This is a genomic window from Bartonella krasnovii, from assembly GCF_003606345.3.
In the GTDB taxonomy this organism is placed as follows: domain Bacteria; phylum Pseudomonadota; class Alphaproteobacteria; order Rhizobiales; family Rhizobiaceae; genus Bartonella; species Bartonella krasnovii.
Genome location: NZ_CP031844.2, coordinates 448,616 through 472,900, shown reverse-complemented (window position 1 = coordinate 472,900; position 24,285 = coordinate 448,616). Strand labels below are relative to the sequence as shown.

Sequence of the window (24,285 nt, the reverse complement as noted above, 5' to 3'; positions counted from 1 at the left end):
ACATGCAAATTTTTGTTAATGGTGAAAAAATTCAAACAGAAGCCACTTCTCTCAATCTCTTACTTGTAGAATTGGGGTATGAAGGAAATTGGCTCGCAACTGCTGTTAATGCGGAAGTTGTTCCTGTAAGTGAGCGAAGCCAATTTGTCTTGCATGAGGGAGATAAAATTGAAGTTTTAAGCCCAATGCAAGGAGGCTAATATTTATGTTGAATCTTTATGGACGTGAATTTTCATCCCGTCTTATGTTAGGTACAGCACAATATCCCTCCCCTGCAATTCTGCGTGATGCTATTTGTAAATCTGGTACAGAAATTATAACCGTTTCACTACGTCGAGAAAGCGCAGGGGAAAAACAAGGGGGGCAGTTTTGGCAATTTCTTCAAGAGCTCGATATAACGATACTTCCCAATACCGCAGGCTGTTACACTGTTAAAGAAGCGGTGACGACAGCCCATTTAGCACGAGACCTCTTTAAAACCTCTTGGATTAAACTCGAAATTATTGGTAATCACGATACCTTACAGCCCAATGTTTTTTCTTTAATTGAAGCAGCAAAAATTTTAAACAGTGAAGATTTTAAAATCTTTGCCTATACAACTGATGATCTCATTGTGGCTGAAAAGCTTCTCGATGTTGGATGCCAAGTCATTATGCCTTGGTGCGCTCCTATTGGCTCTGCTAAAGGCCCTCATAATATCGATGGACTGCGTTCTATTCGTGCTTACCTTCCTGATACCACTCTTGTGATTGATGCTGGCATTGGGCGTCCATCCCACGCGGCTGTTACTATGGAACTGGGCTATGACGCAGTGCTTCTTAACACCGCAGTTGCTAAAGCAGGTAATCCTGTTTTAATGGCTGAAGCATTTTCTAAAGCTATTCAGGCAGGGCGTATGGGATATAAAGCAGGACTTCTCGAAGCACGCAACGTAGCGGTTCCTTCAACACCCGTTATTGGTAAAGCGGTATTTTGATGAAATTGGATCCATTCTACCTCATCGTTGACAATGCTGATTGGGTTGAACACTTAGTTCCTCTTGGTGTCAAACTCATACAATTGCGTATGAAAAACAAAGACCTTCAAACAATCAGTCAACATATTAGGCGTGCAAAAAACATCTGTGATCAATGGGGGGCACAGTTAATTATTAATGATCATTGGCGTATAGCCATTGATGAAAAATGCGATTTTATTCATCTTGGACAAGAAGATCTACGTAATGCTGATCTTCTTACAATTCGTAGAAATGGGATAAGACTTGGTCTTAGCACCCATGATAACCAAGAATTGGATATAGCACTCTCTGCTCACCCTGACTATATTGCTCTTGGTCCTATTTATCCAACAATTTTAAAAGAAATGAAATGGAAGCCTCAAGGATTAGAAAAAATCAAACAATGGAAACAGCAGATTGGTACTTTACCTTTAGTCGGCATTGGCGGATTAACACCAGAACGCGCGGTTGGTGTTTTGAAAGCAGGGGCCAATAGTGCTGCTGTTGTGACCGATATTATCCTCCATAAAAAACCTGAACAGCGTGTAAAGCAATGGATAAAGGTGACACAAGCATGGCGTTGACACCTTCTATTCTTATTGTGGCTGGCACTGACCCAACAGGAGGTGCTGGCATTGTCCGTGATATAGAAACAGCAACATATTTTCACATCAAAGCCAATTTAGCCATTACCTGTGTCAATGTACAAGATGATTATCACGTTGCTGAAATTGTTCCAATGAGTGAAAGACTCGTTGCCGCACAAATGCGCAGTGCTCTAGAAGCCCATCCAGTCAGTGCAATAAAAATTGGCATGACAGGAAATCAAGCAATTATAGCAGCAATTTGTAATGTGCTTAAAGATTATCCCCATATTCCCGTTATTCTTGATCCTGTACTGGTTGCCTCATCAGGAGGAAAACTAACTACGGAAAAAATCATAGAAATTATGATCAATCAGCTTCTCCCATATGTTACTCTTTTAACACCCAATAGAAATGAACTCGCTCTTCTTAGTCAAACCCCACTGGCATCTCATCATGAAGAGACAATACAACAAGCAAAAAAACTTTTGTCATTGGGCGCTCGTTCTATTTTAGTAAAAGGGGGGCATGCCGAAGGACCTCTTGCAATTGATAGCTTCATTGACAAAGTGGAAGTTATCAATATTTCTGCTCCACGTTTAAAAGGAACAATGCGTGGAACAGGGTGTATTCTCTCAAGTGCTATTGCAGCCCATTTAGCACTCAATGAATCACTTATTTCAGCTGTAAAAAAAGCAAAAGCATACACCCACACATTGCTTTCAACCCATTGTAAAAATAGTTTTTAAATAATATAAGTTTATATAAAAGTAATATTTATGTATTATTATTAATAATATTATATATATAAATAAAATATAAAATATTATTTTATAATTAAATTTATTATAAAATAATATAAAACATAAGCTTTATTCATTATTAAATATAAATATAATGATCAAGATTTTATTATTTAATCACTTGCATAAAAGTGAAAGTTCTTTTACCATAAGGGAATTCATTTGTTTAAAAAGCTAAAATAACGGATCTAAGCCAATTCTTGAAGGATAATTTTTTTGATCTATAACTGTTAGATCATTAGAAAAAATAAAATGTTAAACCAAACGCCGTGCTCAATTTCCTATGAAGAACTCTTAAACTTTTATAAAGAGAGTGGTGCGGATGCTGTTCTGACAGATTTACCGGTTGATCGTTTTAAGCAGTCTGCTTGTTCAGAGAGAAAATTAGCACCTGTTGTGAACATTTCTCATAATCAACAAACATCCCCCAAAACATCTCCAACCATAAAATTAGATCATCATCCACTCCATAACTTGAGGGCTATACAAAACGAATCTACGGCTATAGAGAGTGCCAAAAATGCAAAGACACTTGATGAATTAAAGTCTGCTCTTCTTGCATTTAATGGCTGTTCATTAAAATTAACAGCCAAAAACACCTGTTTTTCAGATGGAACAGCAGGAAGCCCTTTGATGCTTATAGGCGAAGCTCCAGGAAGAGAAGAGGATATACAAGGACTTCCTTTTGTAGGAAAAGCAGGGATATTATTGAATAAAATCCTCGCATCAATTGGCTTAACAAGAAATAATGTATACATCGCCAATACTATTCCTTGGCGTCCACCAGGAAATCGTACACCAACACCAAGAGAAATTGCCTTGTGCCGCCCTTTTATTGAACGGCACATTTATTTAGCACGTCCTCGTGTGCTTATAGCACTGGGAGGCGTTGCTGCACAGTTTCTAACCGGATCTCAAAGTGGGATTATTCGAACACGAGGGAAATGGCATATTTATGAAAGTGAGGATAATATAAAAATACCTGTTATGCCAACTTTCCATCCTGCTTACCTTCTTAGAACCCCTAGTCAAAAGAAGCTTACATGGATAGACTTCTTAGAAGTAAAAAATCGCCTCGATAACCTTTTTTAATTCTTTAATCTTCTTTGACGCTAAAATTAAATACCTTCTTTAACTCTAAAAATAGGAATGGGAGAAACTATGGAACAGCCAGTAACATCTATTTATCGTTTGGAAGACTACCAGCCAACCCCTTACGCTATCCCCAAAACACAACTTTTTTTCCAATTGGCACCAACAAAAACCTATATTACAGCTATATTGTCTATTGAACCCCGTCACGAAACAAAAGAATTAATACCTCTTGTACTTTCAGGCGATGATCTTACTTTAATTTCTGTTGCAATTAATGGTCAAATATTAGCTCCAAACACTTATAAAGTTACCCCTTCACGTTTAGAAATTACCACACCACCAGCAGCTCCCTTTACATTGAAATTGGTTACGGAAGTCAATCCTGAAAGCAACCGCCAACTTATGGGGCTTTATCTTTCAAATGGTGTTTATTGCACACAATGCGAATCAGAAGGTTTTCGTCGTATGACTTACTTTTACGACCGTCCAGATGTTCTTTCTACCTATAAAGTGAAAATTGAAGCAGACTCTCAAACAATCCCAATCTTACTTTCAAACGGTAATCTCGTGGAAACAGGAACTTTAGAGAATAATCGCCATTTTGCCGTTTGGGAAGATCCTTATCCCAAGCCATCTTATCTCTTTGCTTTGGTAGGTGGTGATCTTGATAAGTTAGAAGACCATTTTACAACTGCATCTGGACGACGTGTCGAGCTTGGTATTTATGTAGAAAAAGGAAAAACTAAACGCGCTGCTTATGCAATGGATGCGCTCAAACGTTCCATGCGTTGGGATGAGCAATGTTTCGGGCGCGAATATGATCTTGATGTTTTCAATATTGTTGCTGTTTCAGACTTTAACATGGGAGCAATGGAAAACAAAGGTCTTAACATTTTTAATGATAAATATGTTCTTGTCGATCCTGAAACAGCAACCGATCAGGATTATAGAAATGTTGAACGCGTCATTGCTCATGAGTATTTCCATAATTGGAGCGGTAATCGTGTTACCTGTCGCGATTGGTTTCAACTCTGCTTAAAAGAAGGATTCACTGTTTATCGTGATCAAGAGTTTTCATCAGATCAAAATGTACGCAGCCTACAGCGAATTGAAGATGTAAAAACATTAAAGGCTACGCAATTTGCTGAAGATGCAGGGCCTCTTGCTCATCCTGTCCGTCCTCGTCAATATAGCCAAATTAATAATTTTTACACCACAACGGTTTACGAAAAAGGTGCTGAAGTTGTCCGCATGATACGAACGATTTTAGGCCCCTCTCTATTTCGTAAAGGCACGGATCTTTATTTTCAACGTCATGATGGACAAGCTTGTACCATTGAAGATTTTATCACCTGTTTTGCTGAAGTATCTGGCCGTGATTTTTCTCAATTCATGCTGTGGTATGAACAAGCTGGAACCCCCAACGTAGAAATCGACAGTCATTATCATGATGGTGTTTTAACAATTCATGCAAAGCAACATATTCCCGCAACCCCACAACAAAATACAAAGAAGCCTATGCTTCTTCCTATTGCATTTGGCTTATTAGGATCTAATGGAAAAAACCTCGCTTATGAAGCAGAGACAGATATTCAATCAGATGTTATGCTATTATCCAAAGAAAGCCAAACCTTTACATTAAAAGGCTTGCGTGAAAAACCCGTTTTATCACTGCTGCGTGATTTTTCTGCGCCAATCATTCTACACACGCCATTCAATGAAAGCGAACTTATTTTTCTTGCACAACATGATGATAATCATATTAATCGCTGGCAGTCTCTTAATCAATTAATGACACAAGCTTTGATTGAAAGTATTCAAGATAAAACACAAGCAAAAGCAACATTCCCCCCTGCTTTGCTAAAGCTGATTGAAACGATCCTAACAGATGAAAGCTTAGAGCCTGAATTTCGTGCTTTCTGTTTGAATTTACCAAGTGAGGTTGAACTTGCTCATACAATCGGTAAAAATGTTGACCCAGATCGTATTCATTATGTTCGCAATCAGTTTTTAGCTTCACTTGCACAAAATCATCAAGAGCTCTTAGCAAGGTTCTATGAACAAATGCAAACCCAAGAGCCCTATTCACCAAATACTGAACAAGCTGGAAAGCGAGCATTCAAGAATATCATACTGGATTATCTTTCCATTGCTGAGGCTGTCCCAAACCGCGCTGCGACACAATATGCAAGAGCTGATAATATGACTGACCGAATGGCGAGTATTGCTATTCTCGTAAAGCATTTTAATGAAAGTGAGCAGGCACAAAATGCTTTAAATGATTTTGAAAACCGCTATCGGCATGACCCTTTGGTCATGGATAAATGGTTTTCTATTCAAGCAATAGTTGCTGGCGCATCAACACTCGAGAATGTTCAAAAGCTCATGCAACACCCCTTATTTTCAAAGGATAACCCTAATCGTGTACGGTCCTTGATCGGTGTCTTTGCCTCTCATAACCCCACAGGTTTCAATAGAATGGATGGAGCATCTTATCATTTTCTTTGCCAAATCATTTTAGAAATTGACAAAAAAAATCCACAGCTTGCTTCACGATTATTAACCATGATGCGTTCTTGGCGGCAATTAGAACCCATTCGACAACAAAAACTTGAAACTGAATTAAAAACAATCGCTGCTGCGCCAAAATTATCAAGTGATGTCGCTGATATCATCAATCGTCTGCTTACTTGAAGTAAAAAATATTTTAAATTAATATATTATAATACTTTCAAATAAATTCTAAAAACATTTCGATCACCATTAAACCGATAAACAGGCAATCAAAACCTGTTTATCGGTTATGTTTCAAAAAACTTTTTCCTTTTCATATTCCACATCCATAAAAGTAAAATACTTTTTTTTAAAAAAAGACTGGACAGAAGACTCGCGTTTTGATTCACTGCGCTTGATGGGGTTTACTCATGAAGATCGAAGCAGTTTTAAAATCATATCATTCCGGAATTAAAGGAACAAGAGATGACTAAATTGGACGCATATAATGCGCCAACGGAAATATATGCTGATTCAAAACCGAGCGCTCAAAGTCATAAAGCGCAAACGAAGCGTATTCATCTGCTTTATGGCTCTGCTTATCAAAAGCTTCTCTCTATTGAACCTTGGTTACGACGCTCACTTCCATTTGTTATTGTCGCATTTCTTATTGTTCTTGCAGTCATTCGTTTTGTATCAATCTATGATTGGCGCAATACAATTGATAAAAGCACGCGTTCTACCCTTGCTCTCTTAGCATCTCATATTACCAATACTATTGATCGTGACTTATTGGTTATTTCCCAGAAAGGAAAAGTCTCTGCCCTTTCTCATGATCATTTGCAAAATATCCTCACCATTTTTCGCAATCAAGATCTTATTAATCCCAACACTTTAATCGCCATTGTTGATCAAAAAGGCAACGTCTTGGCTTCGTCCGGTTCAGAGATCGTCTTAGGAAAGTCTTTGCAAGATTTTATCTCTGAGCGCATTGCTTTACAATCTCTTGGACAACAGGCTGGAGTTATAAAAATTACAATAGGCAAGGATACCCCTGCTCTTGCTTCATTTCATCAAACAAAAAATAAGCAATATGGTGTATTCGTTAGCGAAAAGGTGCAAGATAGTGCTACGGAATGGCGCAAATTTTTTTCGCTAAATGTAACCCTCTTCGTTGGAACAAGCGGTATTATTCTTGCCCTTCTTTATGCTTATTATAATCAACTTTTACGAGCACGTAAGATAGATCTTATTTCTGAAAAAACTCAAAACCGTATTGATATGGCAATGATGCGTGGGCGTTGTGGATTATGGGATTGGAATATGGCAAGTGGACGCGTCTATTGGTCACGAGCGATGTATGAAATGCTTGGCTATGTCCCTCAAGATGCATTGCTCTCCATTTCTCAAATTAGCGCCATTATCAATCCCAATGATGCTAATTTTTTTAACCTTGCTCAAGAATTAATGGGAGGCAAAAAAAAGCATATCGATATCAATGTTCCCATGCGGCATGCTGATGGCCATTATGTATGGATGCGACTTCGCGCCGAAGTTACTGAAGAAGAAGAACCCCATTTGGTTGGTATTTCCTTCGACATTAGTGAACAGAAACAATTGGCTGAACAAACAGCGCAAGCTGATCTTCGTATCCGTGACGCGATTGAAAATATTTCAGAATCTTTTGTCTTGTGGGATGCTGAGGGACGTTTAGTCATGTCCAATAGCAAATTTTGCGAATATGCTGCTATTCCTAAACAAATTCTACAATCAGGGATCCAACGTGCAACCGTCGAAGCCATGGCGCGCCCTGCGCTTAGTGAATATCCTCTCAAAGATGATGGTACCGGTAATTTAACCAGTATTCGCCAAACGGCAGATGGTTATTGGCTTAAAATTAATGAACGGCGAACCCAAGACGGAGGATTGGTTTGTATTGGTACTGATATTTCTGAACTTAAACAACAACAGGAAAAATTTGAAGACAGTGAAAGGCGTCTTTTTTCTTTTATTCAAGAACTCAAACGCACTAGAGGGAGTGCTCAACAACGTGCAACAGAAGTGGAAAAACTGAATAAAAGTCTGAAAGCAGAAAAAGAGCGTGCAGAAAGTGCGAATAAGGCTAAATCAGAATTTTTAGCCAATATGTCTCATGAATTGCGCACACCTCTGAACGCTATTCTCGGCTTTTCAGATATCATGTTACAATCGACTTTTGGCCCCCTTGGTTCACAGCGCTATAAGGAATATATGCATGATATTTACAATTCAGGAACCCATCTTCTAACTCTTATCAATGATATCCTTGATATGTCAAAAATCGAAGCCGGAAGATTTACGCTTGATTGTAAAAATACTGATCTTGAGCCCATCATTAGTGAAGCAGTACGAACACTTACACCACAGGCTCAAGAAAAAAATATTGCTGTTACAACAAATATCACCCCAGAACTTCATGCTGAAGTTGATGGGCGTGCCATGAAACAGATTTTCCTTAATCTCATCTCTAATGCTGTTAAATTTACACCTTCTGGTGGAAATATTGATGTTTGCGCTTTCAAGAAAAAAGATAATCTTATTTTTAAAATTACCGATACAGGTGTTGGTATTCCGCAATCTGCCATCAAAAAACTTGGGCAACCTTTTGAACAAGTTGAAAATCAGCTTACGAAATCCCATACGGGCTCAGGTCTTGGATTAGCCATTTCACGCTCCTTATTAGAACTACACAAAGGAAAACTTGAAATTACTTCAAAAGAAATGAAAGGAACAACGGTAACGATTATAATGCCCATCACCCAAAATTAAATTTGTTTTTAATTTCTTCTGTTTGTTCCCGTTGTAACAAAATCTGTTTCCGTTTAACGCCCCAACGATACCCTGAAATAAAACCATTTTTACGTACAACACGATGACAAGGAATAATGATGGCCAATTCATTACGTGCACACGCATTCGCAACTGCACGAATAGCATTTGGCATCCCCACACGGCATGCTAATTCCTCATATGAAATTGTTTCACCACAGGCCACTTTACATAATCGTGTCCATACTTGTCGTTGAAAAACTGTACCATTTATATCTAAGGGAAAATTATATTTTTTTTGCCAACTTAGGCGTTTCTATCATGGCTATAATATGCGCAACCTCTTTCTTAAATGCATTGTCACCCATAACTTGTTGTACGTCGTCACCAAAGCGTACCGTAAACTCCTGTAATAATTGCTCTGTGGTATCTCCTAACGCAGTATAACAAATCCCCTTTAGAGTTTTAGCCACCAAAAGTTTTCCTATGGATACATCTTTTAGACAGAATATTTTCTTTTGCGAAATATTCAGCATTTTAACTTTCTCTATATTTTAAAAAGTTTTTAACATAGCCTATAAAGGGAGAATATTTATTACTATCTTTTAAAATCAAATATGATTATCCTGAAATTATCTTCTTCATTATGGTATTAAAATACACTCTCACTATTTTATGATCTGAAAACAGATAGAGATTGGCTTTCTTCTTCCCCTAAAGAACCAGAAATGCAACCAGAGCCGACCTTTAAATGAAACAGCTTTTTTCTCACAGTTTTCAGTGTCAAACACTTCAATATAGTTCACTTCATAAACTCTCCTGACAAATCCTAGATTGAATTTTGTTACATACTCTAACAAAAAATACCTCATGTGTAATTTTCACACTCTATATCACGGCTCTAAACAGGAGTGTTTTACAAAACAAAAAGATAAACTTCTCATTTCATTTTACGAAACTTCATCAAAGCATAATGGTTTATGTTTTACTCCCAACGAATGCTTGAATATTCTCATTTTTCTGGACACTCTTATTTTCTTATAAAAAGTTATCCTTTTGATATACTGATGAGCTTATTTAACCCAAAAAAGGAATTTATTTTCAATTTCATGAAAAAAAAGCATGGAAAAGGCATTTTAGAGCTTACTTTCTTTGTCACTTAACTTATAAAATGATTGTAACCTCAAAACTTAAATATTTTTCTTGCCACAATCGTGTACGGATATTTGTCATAGGAAAAAGCCATGCCCAAACGCACAGATATAAAATCTATTCTTATCATCGGAGCAGGACCTATTATCATTGGTCAGGCATGTGAATTTGACTATTCAGGTACACAAGCCTGTAAAGCATTAAAAGAAGAAGGCTACCGCGTTATTTTGGTCAATTCTAATCCCGCCACGATTATGACAGATCCAGATCTCGCTGATGCAACTTATATAGAGCCTATTACACCTGAGATTGTTGCTAAAATTATTGCTCGTGAGCGTCCCGATGCCCTTTTGCCCACCATGGGAGGACAAACAGCTCTCAATACTGCTTTATCATTAAAACGTATGGGAATTTTAGACCGCTATCATGTTGAAATGATAGGGGCCAATGCCGAAGCGATTGATAAAGCGGAAGACCGTGCTTTATTCCGCCAAGCGATGGCAAAAATCGGTTTGGAAACACCACGGTCTATGTTAGCCAATGCTACAGAACTGAAAGAAGAAAATCGCCAACAACATGCAAAAACGCGAGCTGAACTTAAAGAAAAACTTTCTGGTGCTGCCCTTGAAAAAGCCCTCGAAGAACTTGAACGCAACTGGCGACATACCGAAGCTGATCGCAAACAGCATTATATCGCCCATGCAACAGCAAAAGCAGTTCAGGCGCTTGATGTTGTGGGGCTTCCAGCTATTATTCGTCCTTCATTTACCCTTGGTGGAACTGGGGGTGGAATTGCGTATAATCGCTCTGAATTTTATGAAATTATTGAACGAGGGCTTGAAGCTTCTCCTACAACAGAAGTCTTAATTGAAGAAAGTGTTTTAGGGTGGAAAGAATATGAGATGGAAGTTGTTCGTGATAAGAACGATAACTGTATCATTGTTTGTTCTATTGAAAACATTGATCCGATGGGTATTCATACCGGTGATTCGATCACTGTAGCACCCGCTCTCACCTTAACCGATAAGGAATATCAATGTATGCGCAATGCTTCGATTGCGGTCTTGCGTGAAATTGGTGTTGAAACGGGAGGATCTAATGTACAGTTTGCTGTTAATCCTGAAAATGGGCGTCTCATTGTTATTGAAATGAATCCACGCGTTTCTCGCTCTTCAGCACTTGCTTCAAAAGCAACGGGTTTTCCCATTGCCAAGATAGCCGCAAAACTAGCCGTTGGCTATACCCTTGATGAATTGAAAAATGATATCACAGGTGGTGCGATACCAGCATCATTTGAGCCTTCTATTGACTATATCGTGACAAAAATTCCTCGCTTTGCTTTCGAAAAATTTCCTGGGGCATCACCTGTCCTCACGACTGCGATGAAATCTGTAGGAGAGGTCATGGCCATTGGACGTACTTTTCAAGAATCATTACAAAAAGCTCTCCGTGGACTTGAAACTGGTCTTACTGGTCTTGATGAAATTATCATCCCAGAACATGCTGAAGGTGATGAAAAAAGTTCTATACGCTCAGCCATTGCTATACCAAGTCCTGACCGTCTACGCTATATTGCTGAAGCTATGCGCGCAGGCTTACCCTTAAATGAAATCCACCAAATCAGCAAAATTGATCCGTGGTTTTTAGAACAAATAGCCTCCATCATTGAAATGGAGCAGCGTATCCGCATCCATGGGCTCCCTCAAGATCAAGATAATTTACGTATGTTAAAAGCTATGGGGTTTTCAGATGCGCGATTGGCCACCCTTACCGGAAAAGAACCCGATGATATCGCCGCTTTACGAAAATCACTAAATGTTAAACAAGTCTTTAAACGGATTGACACTTGTGCTGCTGAATTTTCTTCTCCTACAGCCTATATGTATTCAACATACGAAGTTCCCTTTGCCGGTATAGAGCATTCAGAAGCACAAATTTCTGAACGCAAGAAAATTGCTATCTTAGGTGGTGGTCCAAACCGCATTGGACAAGGAATTGAATTTGATTATTGTTGCTGCCACGCCGCTTTTGCCCTTCGTGATGCAGGCTTTGAAGCCATTATGATTAACTGCAATCCTGAAACCGTTTCAACTGACTATGATACCTCTGATCGTCTTTACTTCGAATCTTTAACAGCAGAAGATGTTATCGCTATTTTAGAAGCCGAACAGGAAAAAGGCGATCTCGTTGGAGTCATCGTGCAATTTGGCGGACAAACACCATTGAAATTAGCAAGCGCTCTCGAAAAACACAATATTCCCATCTTAGGGACTTCACCTGACGCCATCGATTTAGCAGAAGATAGAGATCGCTTTCAAAAACTGTTATTTAAACTTAACTTAACACAACCTAAAAATGGAATTGCCCACTCTATCGAACAAGCACGCCTCATTGCCCATGAACTAGGATTCCCATTGGTTGTACGTCCCTCTTATGTTTTGGGAGGGCGTGCTATGCAAATTATCCGTGACGAGCGAAGCTTGCAAAATTATTTACTTGAAAGTGTGCCTGAATTAATTCCAGAAGATATTAAAGCTCGTTATCCCAACGATAAAACAGGACAAATCAATATACTGCTTGGTAAAAATCCGCTTCTCTTTGACACTTATCTAACAGAAGCCATTGAAGTAGACGTTGATTGTCTGTGTGATGGCAAAGAAACACTGATCGTGGGAATTATGGAACATATTGAAGAAGCAGGAATCCACTCCGGTGATTCAGCGTGTTCTTTACCAGTCCATACGCTCTCACAGAGCATCGTCGCTGAATTAGAGCGCCAAACAAAAGCATTAGCACAAGCACTTCATGTTCGTGGCTTAATGAATGTACAATATGCCATAAAAGATGACACTATTTATGTCTTAGAAGTCAACCCCCGAGCTTCACGGACAGTTCCATTTGTTGCAAAAACAATTGGTCGCCCTATTGCTAAAATGGCTGCACGTATTATGGCAGGAGAAACACTGCACAATGCTCTCCAAGCTTATGGTGGATTACCTTCTTCACAGAAAAAACAACATATTGCCGTCAAGGAAGCCGTGTTTCCTTTTGCCCGCTTTTCAGGTGTTGATACACTTCTTGGTCCAGAAATGCGCTCAACTGGTGAAGTTATGGGACTTGATTATGAATTTGCACTTGCTTTTGCTAAAGCACAACTTGGAGCTGGTGTAAAACTCCCTAAGGAGGGAACTTTATTCGTTTCTGTAAGAGATGAAGACAAAAAACGTATCTTAAATCCTGTAAAACGTTTAACAGAGCTTGGCTTTTCTGTTGTTGCCACAAGTGGAACACAAAAATTTCTCACTGAACATCATATTGAGTCAAAAAAAGTCAACAAAGTTCTGGAAGGTCACCCGCATATTGAAGATGCTATTCGTAATCGCCAAATTCAATTGATTTTTAATACAACCAGTACGCCGAGTGCTATCTCAGATTCCAAATCATTACGCTACGCAGCACTCATGCAAAATGTCCCCTATTATACAACGATAGCGGGAGCCGAAGCTGTCGTAGAAGCGATCAAAGCACTCAAAAAAAAGCGCCTTGAAGTACGTTCCCTGCAAAGTTATTTCAGCTAAATTTATTGCTATGTGGAAAAGCTTACGCTTTTTGATACTCTTTCTTGATTTTTTCTTTGTATAAAAAATAGCAATTAAAGCTTGCTTTTTATGCTAAAGGCTTTTATATGAGTTCTATCGAATTTTCGGTTACGTGACTTTCTTTCCTGTGCGTTCTGCACTTTTGACGAAACTTCTCCCACCTAATTTCGATCTACAACCGTATTGGAGAATTATAGCTTCAGTATACAATATAATTATATATCTCAAGGAGTTTCCTATGTCTACAGGAACAGTTAAGTGGTTTAATACAACAAAAGGTTTCGGATTCATTCAGCCTAGTGATGGCAGTGCAGATGTATTTGTACACATTTCCGCCGTTGAGCGTTCTGGTCTCACTAATCTTAATGAAGGGCAAAAAATTTCTTATGATGTTCTTCAAGATCGTCGTTCGGGAAAATTCGCTGCTGGTAACCTTACAGCTCTTTAAAGTTTAAATTCTCAATATTTCGTTTAAAAATCTTCGTCTATAACGACGAAGATTTTTTTTATTTTGTGTAAAGCAAAATTGATCTCGATAAAAGAAAATTCTGCTTATCTATTTTGCACAATTTATCAAGATTATCCTCCCTCTAATACTTTTATAATTCTTAAGAGAAGAATTTCTGTCAAAATTCTCAAAAAATAATAATATAAAAAACCATATCAGAGTATTTTAGAAGTTTTTTATTGCATACAATATAATCTCTTATAGAATACTCTTAAAGAAATGATCATTTATTGATATAATATGAGGATTTTAAATTATGGCTTTTATTGCCGACAAGCTGTCTCGTATCAAACCTTCTGCAACAATTGCTGCTTCTCAAAAAGCGCGTCACTTAAAAACATTAGGGCGCGATGTTATTGCTTTAAGTGCTGGAGAACCAGACTTTGATACCCCAGACAACATCAAAAACGCGGCCATTGAAGCTATTCGAAGGGGAGAAACAAAATACCCTCCTATATCTGGAATTCCAGAATTGCGCCAAGCTATTTCTGCAAAGTTTAAAAGAGAAAATAACCTTCTTTATCAACCAGAACAAATTATTGTTGGGACCGGTGGAAAACAAATTCTCTTTAATGCATTGATGGCAACTTTGAATAAAGGAGATGAAGTCATCATTCCCTCCCCTTATTGGGTGAGTTATCCAGAAATGGTCGCACTTAACGATGGTACGCCTGTCTTTTTAGAAACAAAAGCTGAATTTTCTTATAAACTTCAACCACAAGAGCTCGAAGCGGCCATTACCCCCAAAACAAAATGGTTCATCTTCAACTCTCCTTCAAATCCATCAGGGGCTGCTTATACATATCATGAATTGAAAAAACTCACAGATGTTTTAGTAAAATATCCTCATGTCTTTGTCCTTTCCGATGATATCTATGAACATCTCACATATGAAGGTTTTACCTTTGTAACTCCCGCTCAAGTAGAACCAGCGCTTTATGAGCGTACACTCACAATGAATGGTGTTTCCAAAGCCTATGCGATGACGGGCTGGAGAATCGGTTATGCAGGGGGACCACAAGAACTCATTAAAGCGATGGATATTATTCAAGGTCAGCAAACATCTGGCACGAGTGTTATTTCACAATGGGCTGCTGTTGAAGCACTCAATGGACCTCAAGACTTTATAACTAAAAATAAAAGTATTTTTCAAGCACGCCGTGATCTCGTTGTTTCCATGCTAAACCAAACGCCTGGTATTCATTGTCCAACACCTGAAGGTGCTTTTTATGTTTATCCTTCTTGCGCAGAACTTATTGGCAAGAAAATGCCAAACGGCCAATGTATTAGGAATGATGAAGACTTTGCTATAGCGCTTCTAGAAACAGAAGCTGTTGCTGTCGTCCAAGGGTCTGCTTTTGGGCTTGGATCAGCTTTTCGTATTTCCTATGCAATATCAGAAAAATTACTTGAAGAAGCTTGTACACGTATCCAACGTTTTTGTAATAGTTTAATTTAAAATTTTTAACATCATCTCTTGTGAGAGTTTTTGCCAAATATAAGTCTATCCAATAAAATATTGAAAGCTATATTAAGGACAAAGTCTATCGATTCAGAAAAAATGTTTATGAATAAACATAACAAAAAAAATAGAAGCTGCAGATAAAAATCAAAAAAATTCAGCGATCAAATAAATAAATCAATCTATTGTCATGAGAGATGAAAAAACTGGTTAGCTTTTTCTATCCAATTCATAACAAAAGGCCTCATACTCTTCAACATAACGCGCCCTATATAATGAAATCTTTTCTATTTCTCAGCTTTCTTTTCGCCAGAAAATGAAGAAGAATCTATCCTCTCCGTTGTGTAAATAATTCAATTTCTCTTAAGTTTTCGCTATTAACCACTTGATTAACTTTATAGGTTTTATGAACAAGCCCTTAATATTCATCCTCATACTCTCATAAAAAAAACACTTCATGTATAAAATTTTACATGCTTTATATCACGACCCTAAAGACAGTATTTTTATGGTACAATAGAATAAACCTCTCTTAAACTCCTCGTTGAGCTTTAATATACTTAAAAAATTTGTTGGATATTCATAAGTTTTGAAGTTTTCTCTTATCTGTCTGCTCATGAATCGCAATTTTTAAACGCTCTTTTAGGAATAAAAAAAAAGCCGGACAAATGTCCGGCAAATTTAGAAAATCCTCAGAGATAAAATCAATCTGACAGATCTTCGTAAGGGAACACTCAAGAAAATGCAATGGGAGGCAACATAATCAAGAGATAGTATTCTATGTCATTTTATAAGTAGAAGCACAATAAAGACTTAAGCGTATCTGCTATGCAATAAACACATAGCTTTATTTTTTTTAATCCTGTATCTCTTTAATTAAATAGGAAGAGGTCATCCTCATATGATTGTCCAATTTTTAATGTTAAATAGCCTTCACATTTGAACGCATTTATAAAAGATGTTTTATCCCTTTTTGTAAAAAAATTTATCCACAAAAACGCCTTCTATCGTATGACCTAAAATAGTTTGAGAAACCAGAGGGGTCGATTGTTTCAGAAAGCTAACCCCGTAAACTAGAGTGAAACCCATGCAAACAAGCTCCAAGTTTATTTTTTTCATATACTTTGACATACAGCTCTCAGCAAAGTAACCACAACCTCTAATAGAAAAAAACATTGTGGGATAACAGGTACACTTATTTTAAAGAGACATCTCTCAAAAGCCTCATCCCCCATCTCGCGATAGCGCCGTGTGAATATTATAACGATAAAGCCATTAAATCCCTCTATCTTCGCACTTGTGAAAGAATAAACCGCCACTATTACACAACACTTTACCAGCCCTAAATATTTCGACAGCCCTTGGTACTTGAAACAATTCAAAAGAGGTATGTGTTTTTTTGTACAATTTTTATCCACATGTCTCCCCCGCTTGTGATGTGCTTGTAAATGTAAATGGGTTGATTGATTCGATATAAATAGGCTTGGAACGAAAGAAGCTTAAGGTCTCAGGCTTCTAATTCAATATGAATAAGGCGATATTATTATAAATCGATAAGTTGTATACTTACAGCATCATGCAACGAATGATTTTATTGATTCAATGTGGAAAAATTTGAAACAAACGAATATTATGGAGAGGCTTAAGGTGAAAAACAATTAATTGCTGCTTATAAATTAAGGCATGAATATTAAAAAGACCACTGACGCGCTTTTAAAAAAATATAATCCCGAAAAGCATTCAACCTTGCCAAGTTCTTTAAATTATAAGGATAACAAAAAAAAGTATCAAAAGAAGGAATATCAACCATATCAGGGAAAAGACGTACCAAGCGCTCATCATTATTGACGATATAATCAGGCAGCACAGCAATCCCAAGATCACGCATAAGCGCATTCTTTATTGAAATGATATTGTTGATTTGTAAGACTGAAACACGCAATGATCCATCACTTCTACCGGCCTTTTCCAACCAATTTAAACCAGACAAATAAGGAGGAACAGGTTCACCGAATGAAATAATACGATGTTCATCGAGCTCAGACAATTTTTCTGGTTTTCCATAATTTGCAATATATTTTTCTGAAGCATAAACATGCATATGAATTGTAAAGAGTTTTCTTTGTATAAGATCTGGTTGTTGGGGTTGATGGAGGCGAACAGCACAATCTGCATGACACATTGTCAAATCAAGCTCTTCATCAGAAAGTAAAAGCTGAACCTGCATATCAGGATAAAGACTAAGAAATTCTGGCATACGCTCTGCAATCCACCCAGCCCCCATTCCAAAGGTCGATGTCACACGTAAATGCCCCGTTGGTTTTGCATAGCTTTCACTTAATTGCAAACGTACACTTTCAAGTTTCATCAAAACATCATGAGCAGTACGATAAAGAGTTTTTCCCTGTTCTGTAAGAATCAAACCACGCGCATGACGCAGGAATAAAGATACCCCAACCTCTTGTTCTAAAGCCGATACCTGTCGGGAAACTGCTGATTGAGATAAATGAAGCTTTTGAGCAGCATGCGTAAAAGATCCCGCTTCTGCTGCTGCGTGAAAAACTCTTAATTTATCCCAATCCAATGATGGCGCCAAAACTAATCCTACCCTATGTTTTTTAATTCTCAATGAATTATTAACGCTTAAGCATATCTAAAAACCGTTCAGCTTCCAATGCTGCCATACATCCCCTCCCTGCGGCCGTTACAGCTTGGCGGAATGTTTCATCTGTTACATCCCCTGCTGCAAAAACACCAGCAATACTTGTTGCTGTTGAATCCGGTTCTGTCCATAAATAGCCGCCTCGTTTTTGTTTCAGTTGCCCTTCAAACAGAGAAACCGCAGGATCATGCCCAATGGCAATAAATATTCCCTCTGCTTCCACTTTCATCTCATGACCTGTTTTAACATTTTTCAAACGTGCCCCTGTTACAACAGCCCCCTTTCTCCCCTGAGCTGGGAGCCCCACAATTTCTTCGACCACATGATCCCAAAAAACACGTACGTTATTACAAGCAAGTAACCTATCTTGCAAAATTTTCTCTGCCCGAAACTGTTCTCGCCGATGAACCACGCTTACACTTTTTGCTATATGCGATAAATAAAGGGCCTCTTCAACGGCCGTATTTCCTCCCCCTACAACAATAACATCCTTACCTCGATAAAAAAAGCCATCACATGTAGCGCAAGCAGAAACACCACCACCCATAAAGGTTTGTTCACTTTCTAAACCAAGCCAGCGTGCTTGGGCTCCTGTTGCAATAATCAGTGAATCACAAGAATATTGTGTTCCTGAATCCCCATATAAAACGAAAGGATAATTCAATAAATCTGCCTTTGTAATCGTATCATAGACAATTTTTGTCCCCATATTCTCAGCTTGTTTTGCCATTTGTTCCATCAACCATGGTCCTTGTATAGGGGCAGCAAAACCTGGATAATTTTCTACATCCGTTGTGATTGTCAATTGCCCCCCCTGCTGCAAACCTGTCACTAAAACCGGCTGGAGCATTGCTCTTGCCGCATAAACCGCCGCTGTATAACCAGCCGGACCTGAACCAATAATCAGCAGACGAATACGCGAGTTTCCCATTAAATTCCCTTTATTTTTTTACAATTTAATTATTTTACAACTTAATAATTCTAATAAATTCCAACGGAATGTAAGTCTTTAAAAAAATATTTTTCAATAGGCTCAATTATGTTATATGTACCTCTTTTCAAGTTTTATGAAAAGGTCTAGTTATCATTCATCAAGGCATACTAATGTTAAGGTTAATCTTTATCCTATAAAGAAAAAGACGTAAATTCTTATGAGCACAAAACCATAATAAAAAGAGATACAAAGATAGGGAACGGTCATTTTTCAGTTTATTATCAATGTCTGTGCACGTTTTGCGTTGATCATGGGAGGAGCAATGCTTTTGCCAATTTTGGTGGATTTGCATGACAATAACCGTAATTGGATAATCTTTCTCTATTCTTGTGCCATAACCACCATGTTAGCAACGCTGATTCTTTTAGCAACGAAAGGGGCTACTTGTCGTTTTTCAGCACGACTTGGCTTTATGCTCACTGTTTGTCTTTGGCTTACAGGAAGCATTGTAGGTGCTTTGCCTCTTTATCTTTCCTCTCTTCCCATTTCTCTAGCGGGAGCCATTTTTGAATCGGTCTCGGGAATTACAACAACAGGCTCCACGGTCCTTTCTGGTCTTGATCATTTATCGCGAAGTATTTTGTTATGGCGCTCTCTCATATGCTGGATTGGAGGCATCGGTTTTATCGGTTTAGCCCTTTTGCTTTTGCCTTCACTACGTGTGGGTGGCGTGCGGCTTTTTCATATGGAATCATCTGATAAATCTGAAAAAATATTGCCTCGTATCAATCAAATTGCTAACGGAATTATCATCGCTTATGTCGGACTCACATTGGCTTGTATGCTTTCTTATTTTGCTGCGGGCATGAATTTATTTGATGCCATTAACCATGCAATGAGTACAGTCGCAACTGCTGGTTTTTCAACGCATGATGCTTCTTTTGGCTATTTTTCTGATACACCAGCCATCTTAATTACTTCAACAATCTTTATGTTGCTTTCTGCTTTACCCTTCGTACTTTATGTTAAATTAATCCTTCCTGGACACTCAAAACGTTTTCTTGACCCACAAGTGATTGTTTTTCTCCATATCGTTATCCTTTTCAGCTTTGCTTTAGCAGCCTGGCTACGGTTTCATGATCATCGCGCTTTCCACTTGATCTTTCTTGATGTTATTTTTCATCTTTCATCCATTATTAGCACCACAGGTTACAGCGCTGAAGATTATCAACTTTGGGGGCCCTTTGCTCTTGGAATTTTCTTAATTGTTTCTTTTACAGGCGGGTGTGCTGGTTCTACTTCTGGTGGCATGAAAATCAATCGCCTCATTATTCTTTGGCGTATTACACAAACAAATATAGAAAAACTTCTTTCTCCTAATGTTGTTGTAAAAGCGCGCTACGATCACTCAAATATATCAAACGATGTTGCTCAAGCCGTTTTGTTTTTTGTCTGTCTTTATATGTTCTGCCTTGTTATTGGCACTGCACTTTTGCTTACAACCGGTCTTGATTTTACCTCAGCCTTTACAGGAGTCTTAACAGCACTTTCAAATGTTGGCCCAGGCTTTGGAGATATTATTGGTCCCGTTGGGAATTTTTCTACAATCAACGATAATGCTTTATGGATTTTAAGTTTTCTAATGTTAGCTGGACGCCTTGAAATCATAACGATATTCGTCCTTTTTATTCCCGCTTTCTGGCGTGAACAATTCTAATGTATAGAGTACTTTATTCTACTATGATAAAAAAATTGACAAAATAAAAAGGCGTGAACAATATGCAGAATAATCTTCAATCGGAAGATTTCCTAAAATCCAAAATATCATATAAATGATTAATATAAAAATATTTCTGAAAAAAATTTAAGTGTCAACAGCTTCCAAAGCCATAACGTATAGCACTTTACATTACATTCTTGAGCTTCTTTATCAAATAAAACGGCTCCATAGAACATCCTTTTTACGAATAATCGCTCATGCAAAAATATGGATATTTGATGATAAAAATGTTTTTCTCCAATAAGTTATAGCCTTATAAAAAACAAAATACCATTTATTATCAATTTACTAGCGTATTACAAAAAATACCCCATGGTACTCATCACCCCCATTTCACGGCAGCCCTTATAAAAAGTACAAAATGGGTATTATTACTTTCATTTAAATAATAAGGTGAAAATCGGCACCACAAAAAAGACATAAATTAATATCACCATGTTATTTTCTTTCTATCAATGTTGCAACAGCTTACATTTCAGACAATGTATAAAAATCTCTTTATAGCTTGTCTTCAATAATTTTTATCCACCAATGCCATCTTCCAATTGTGATGTGTAAGAGGGCAGCTCTCATTGGTTTAATAGCAACAAATTTGACATGTAAAAATCTTAAAATATTATTCAAATTGCGAAGGTAGATTATCTATATGAATCAATATATTAATCTTAGATTTATCTTATTATGAACTTATTTAAATTATGTATGACTATTTTATCCATGGAGAGACCATCATTACTTTTTTTTAAGAGAAGAAAACATTTTTTTCACTCTATTTAAGTCTTACAAAACAAACAATATCAATACAAAACTGTTAAGATAGTCCATAAATCTATAAGACTTTAGGTGAAGCATTGTTTTCTTATTCTAAAATATCATTAGCATAAAAATAGCTTTCCTCCCTTCTCGTATACTTTATCATACATAAGCCTCATATCGCTCTCAAGCGTATACATTTTTAATTTTTTTATCCAAATTTTGAAAAACTCTTATAGCATTCAACTAAAGACAAAATAAATTTTGTAAAATAACATTTATATCTTTGAGCTATTTTCTTGATAATTGCGAGATAACCTTATGGAACCCATTTTTTATCATTCTTAAGAAGATTTTTGATATAATATTAAAGTGCTTTTTCTGCAAACAGTTCTTCATAAACACTTTTAATCTCGCTTGCTTCTTTTTCCAAAGGAAAATGCGTACGAACATGCGCTAAAGCTTTTTCCCCTGCTGCCAATGTTTTTTCTACATCAGCAAAATAGGGTTCAATGGCTGCCGTTAAAGCCAAACCATCTCCTGCTTTTACAACCGTTCCTGTTCCTTCTACAACCAATTCTTTATAAGCGCCTGCATCACTCGTTACAACTGCAACCTGTGATGCCATTGCCTCTAATGGTGTTAAACCGAAACCTTCTGTACGAGAAGGTGCAACATAAAGCGATAAACGACGATACCACAAAGGAATTTCCAGAATCTCACCAAGGAAAATAATGCGATCATTAAGACCAGCCCTAGCAACTTTTTGGCGTAATTCTTTTTCAAAGCGATAATGTTGCTCTGTTGTACGACCAGCAATAAGTGCTGTCCAGTCAGGGTAACGTGGCAGCAACGCTATCATTGACTCCACAAACAAATCAGTTCCCTTTGAGCTGCGCAAACGCCCAAAACATCCTACCGCATATTTTCCTGGAAATCCTGTTGAAGAAAAGTAATCATCAAGAGTTTGTGGTGGCGTAAAACGCTTCACATCCACCCCATGCATAATAACCTTATGAGAAACTTCTAGATAAGCGCCCGTATGTGTACTGGTAGCAATAACTCTATCCATACGGCGAATTAACCACTTGGTAAAAGGCTTATGATGACGCTGTGAAGCCGATGTAAAGATAAGTTTCAGCTTCATACGCAAGACATCACGCAACAAGATCCCAAAAAGCATCTCAATATTGCGCCTTGCATGCCAAATACGAAACGACTTCCCTTTCGGACTTTTCCAAAGTCCGAAAAGGTCCCGAAAGCCAAGAGCTGGCAAATTCTCTGGAAGCCCAAATCCCAAAGTAGATATACGCACCCCTTGTTCGCGCTGCAGTGGAACAAGCTGAATAATCGTAGATGTCACTCCGGATAAACGCCTTTTAAAGTGAGGAGCAATAACCTCTGTTTCTTGCAAAGACATACGCATAACTATTGAGATATTTAGATGTACTGAACCTTAATGATTTCGTAATTATGCGCACCACCGGGGGCATTCACTTCAATCACATCACCCTCTTGTTTGCCAATGAGTGCACGCGCAATCGGTGAAGAAATAGAGATTTTACCAACCTTTACATCAGCTTCTTGATCCCCTACAATTTGATATACTTTTTTTTCTTCAGTATCCTCATCTAAAAGTTTAATAGTCGCTCCAAATTTGATTTTGTCACCTGAAAGACGAGAGACATCTATAACTTCTGCCCTTGCGATATAATCTTCAAGCTCATTTATACGCCCCTCATTATGGCTTTGTGCTTCTTTAGCGGCATGATATTCAGCGTTTTCTGACAAATCACCATGGGCACGCGCTTCAGAAATTGCTTCAATAATTCGTGGACGTTCCTGTTGTTGACGCCAACGCAACTCTTCTTTAAGACTTTCAAAGCCAGCTGTAGTCATCGGAACTTTTTCCATAATCCGTCCCTTTCTATTACACGGAAGGTTTAATAAAAATACAAAAAACGGCTTCCAAAATTACTTTTGGAATCCGAAAACTACGATCTTTTCTATTATATAGCACAGTATCCCTGTTTTCCATATAAAAATAAATAAAGGGAACAAAACATGCACTAATAGTGTTTAAAACATCTCATTTTGGTGCTTAAAACGTTAAACTTCGCTCTCCTCCTTAAAGTCTCATAAAGAAGAAAGAATTGTAATTTTCTTTATTTTATCATAGTCTAGAAAAAGTAATCCCATGAGATATTAAAGAGAGAAGGATAATTTCTAAAGAAATTCTTTGCAGAAAAATGAAAAAGTTCGTCATTTTTTTTGTGTTTGGCTCTTTCTTTTTAGCTACAACAATATCTAAAGCAGCAGATGCCTTTGTGACAACAAATCTTAATTTTCGAACAGGCCCCAGCACTCAGTATGCAGTTTGTGGCTTAATCTCTGCTGGCGAATTGGTTTTTGTTAAAAACTGTGAAGGAAATTGGTGCCATATCCGACACAATGCTCAAATAGGCTGGGTATCATCTCGTTATCTTTCATTTAAAGATGGCAATGACCTTTATCATACCTACACAATGTCTTTAGTTCCAAAACAGGCCACAACACATGATTATTCTCCATAACAGCCATGATAACTTATTCCCTCTTGAAGATCATCATGGCAAGAATGCAATAGTGTCCCACGAGCGACCACAAATATATCTT

Annotated in this window: 16 protein-coding genes and 1 pseudogene; 12 read left to right on the top strand and 5 right to left on the bottom strand. The window is 37.7% G+C overall.

All coding sequences use genetic code 11. The features are described from left to right. The first annotated feature begins 2 nt into the window (after positions 1–2). The 7 genes from thiS to D1092_RS01860 all read left to right on the top strand — a co-directional run bounded on the left by thiS (position 3) and on the right by D1092_RS01860 (position 8,780). The gene (thiS, locus tag D1092_RS01890) at positions 3–200 is read left to right on the top strand and encodes a sulfur carrier protein ThiS (protein ID WP_120121939.1); all 198 of its coding nucleotides are present in this window, start codon (positions 3–5) and stop codon (positions 198–200) included. Between the two features lie 5 nt (positions 201–205). Beyond that, positions 206–976 carry a thiazole synthase gene (locus D1092_RS01885; RefSeq protein ID WP_120121938.1) on the top strand — a complete coding sequence of 257 codons (771 nt, stop codon included), beginning with the start codon at positions 206–208 and terminating at the stop codon, positions 974–976. Then, the gene (locus D1092_RS01880) at positions 976–1,581 is read left to right on the top strand and encodes a thiamine phosphate synthase (RefSeq protein WP_120121937.1); all 606 of its coding nucleotides are present in this window, start codon (positions 976–978) and stop codon (positions 1,579–1,581) included. Before D1092_RS01885 ends, D1092_RS01880 begins: the two co-directional genes overlap by 1 nt. Beyond that, complete coding sequence (locus D1092_RS01875; RefSeq protein WP_120122750.1) at positions 1,572–2,330, top strand: hydroxymethylpyrimidine/phosphomethylpyrimidine kinase; 759 nt, start codon at positions 1,572–1,574, stop codon at positions 2,328–2,330. Before D1092_RS01880 ends, D1092_RS01875 begins: the two co-directional genes overlap by 10 nt. A 306-nt stretch (positions 2,331–2,636) precedes the next feature. Further along, positions 2,637–3,476, top strand: coding sequence for a uracil-DNA glycosylase (locus D1092_RS01870; RefSeq protein WP_120121936.1), 840 nt, complete (start codon positions 2,637–2,639; stop codon positions 3,474–3,476). 69 nt (positions 3,477–3,545) lie between these two features. Then, a complete protein-coding gene (gene pepN / locus D1092_RS01865) occupies positions 3,546–6,173 on the top strand; it encodes an aminopeptidase N (protein WP_120121935.1) in 2,628 nt (875 codons plus the stop codon). A 285-nt stretch (positions 6,174–6,458) separates the two neighbouring features. Continuing rightward, the gene (locus tag D1092_RS01860) at positions 6,459–8,780 is read left to right on the top strand and encodes an ATP-binding protein (protein ID WP_120121934.1); all 2,322 of its coding nucleotides are present in this window, start codon (positions 6,459–6,461) and stop codon (positions 8,778–8,780) included. On the opposite strand, the pseudogene D1092_RS01855 reads toward D1092_RS01860, so the two are convergent. Continuing rightward, positions 8,767–9,316 (bottom strand): annotated as a pseudogene (locus tag D1092_RS01855) (methylated-DNA--[protein]-cysteine S-methyltransferase). The gene D1092_RS01860 and the pseudogene D1092_RS01855 overlap by 14 nt on opposite strands. Positions 9,317–10,024: 708 nt before the next feature. Between D1092_RS01855 and carB the strand changes: the two are divergent. The 3 genes from carB (at position 10,025) to D1092_RS01840 (ending at position 15,498) form a co-directional block, all read left to right on the top strand. Then, entirely contained in the window at positions 10,025–13,510 is a 3,486-nt protein-coding gene (gene carB / locus D1092_RS01850; protein WP_120121933.1) for a carbamoyl-phosphate synthase large subunit, read from the top strand. Positions 13,511–13,769: 259 nt separating this feature from the next. Beyond that, a complete protein-coding gene (locus D1092_RS01845) occupies positions 13,770–13,979 on the top strand; it encodes a cold-shock protein (RefSeq protein WP_120121932.1) in 210 nt (69 codons plus the stop codon). 316 nt (positions 13,980–14,295) lie between these two features. Then, positions 14,296–15,498: a pyridoxal phosphate-dependent aminotransferase gene (locus D1092_RS01840; protein WP_120121931.1), complete on the top strand. Its 1,203-nt coding sequence runs from the start codon at positions 14,296–14,298 to the stop codon at positions 15,496–15,498. 1,693 nt (positions 15,499–17,191) lie between these two features. Here the strand turns inward: D1092_RS01840 and D1092_RS01835 are convergent. Beyond that, positions 17,192–18,097: a LysR family transcriptional regulator gene (locus D1092_RS01835; RefSeq protein ID WP_120121929.1), complete on the bottom strand. Its 906-nt coding sequence runs from the start codon at positions 18,095–18,097 to the stop codon at positions 17,192–17,194. 40 nt (positions 18,098–18,137) lie between these two features. After that, positions 18,138–19,094, bottom strand: a complete 957-nt coding sequence (gene trxB, locus D1092_RS01830; RefSeq protein ID WP_120121928.1) for a thioredoxin-disulfide reductase — start codon at positions 19,092–19,094, stop codon at positions 18,138–18,140. A gap of 325 nt (positions 19,095–19,419) precedes the next feature. Here trxB and D1092_RS01825 point away from each other — a divergent pair, with 325 nt between their 5' ends. Then, positions 19,420–20,814: a TrkH family potassium uptake protein gene (locus tag D1092_RS01825; protein WP_120121927.1), complete on the top strand. Its 1,395-nt coding sequence runs from the start codon at positions 19,420–19,422 to the stop codon at positions 20,812–20,814. A gap of 1,183 nt (positions 20,815–21,997) precedes the next feature. Here D1092_RS01825 and D1092_RS01820 read toward each other — a convergent pair. Both D1092_RS01820 and greA read right to left on the bottom strand, forming a co-directional pair. Next, positions 21,998–23,056, bottom strand: coding sequence for a glycosyltransferase family 4 protein (locus tag D1092_RS01820; protein WP_120121926.1), 1,059 nt, complete (start codon positions 23,054–23,056; stop codon positions 21,998–22,000). A 14-nt stretch (positions 23,057–23,070) separates the two neighbouring features. Further along, positions 23,071–23,544 (bottom strand): transcription elongation factor GreA, encoded by a 474-nt coding sequence (gene greA / locus D1092_RS01815; protein WP_007347010.1) that lies wholly within the window; start codon positions 23,542–23,544, stop codon positions 23,071–23,073. Between the two features lie 335 nt (positions 23,545–23,879). On the opposite strand from greA, the gene D1092_RS01810 reads away from it, so the two are divergent. Continuing rightward, positions 23,880–24,203, top strand: coding sequence for an SH3 domain-containing protein (locus tag D1092_RS01810; RefSeq protein WP_120121925.1), 324 nt, complete (start codon positions 23,880–23,882; stop codon positions 24,201–24,203). The last annotated feature ends 82 nt before the right edge of the window (positions 24,204–24,285 follow it).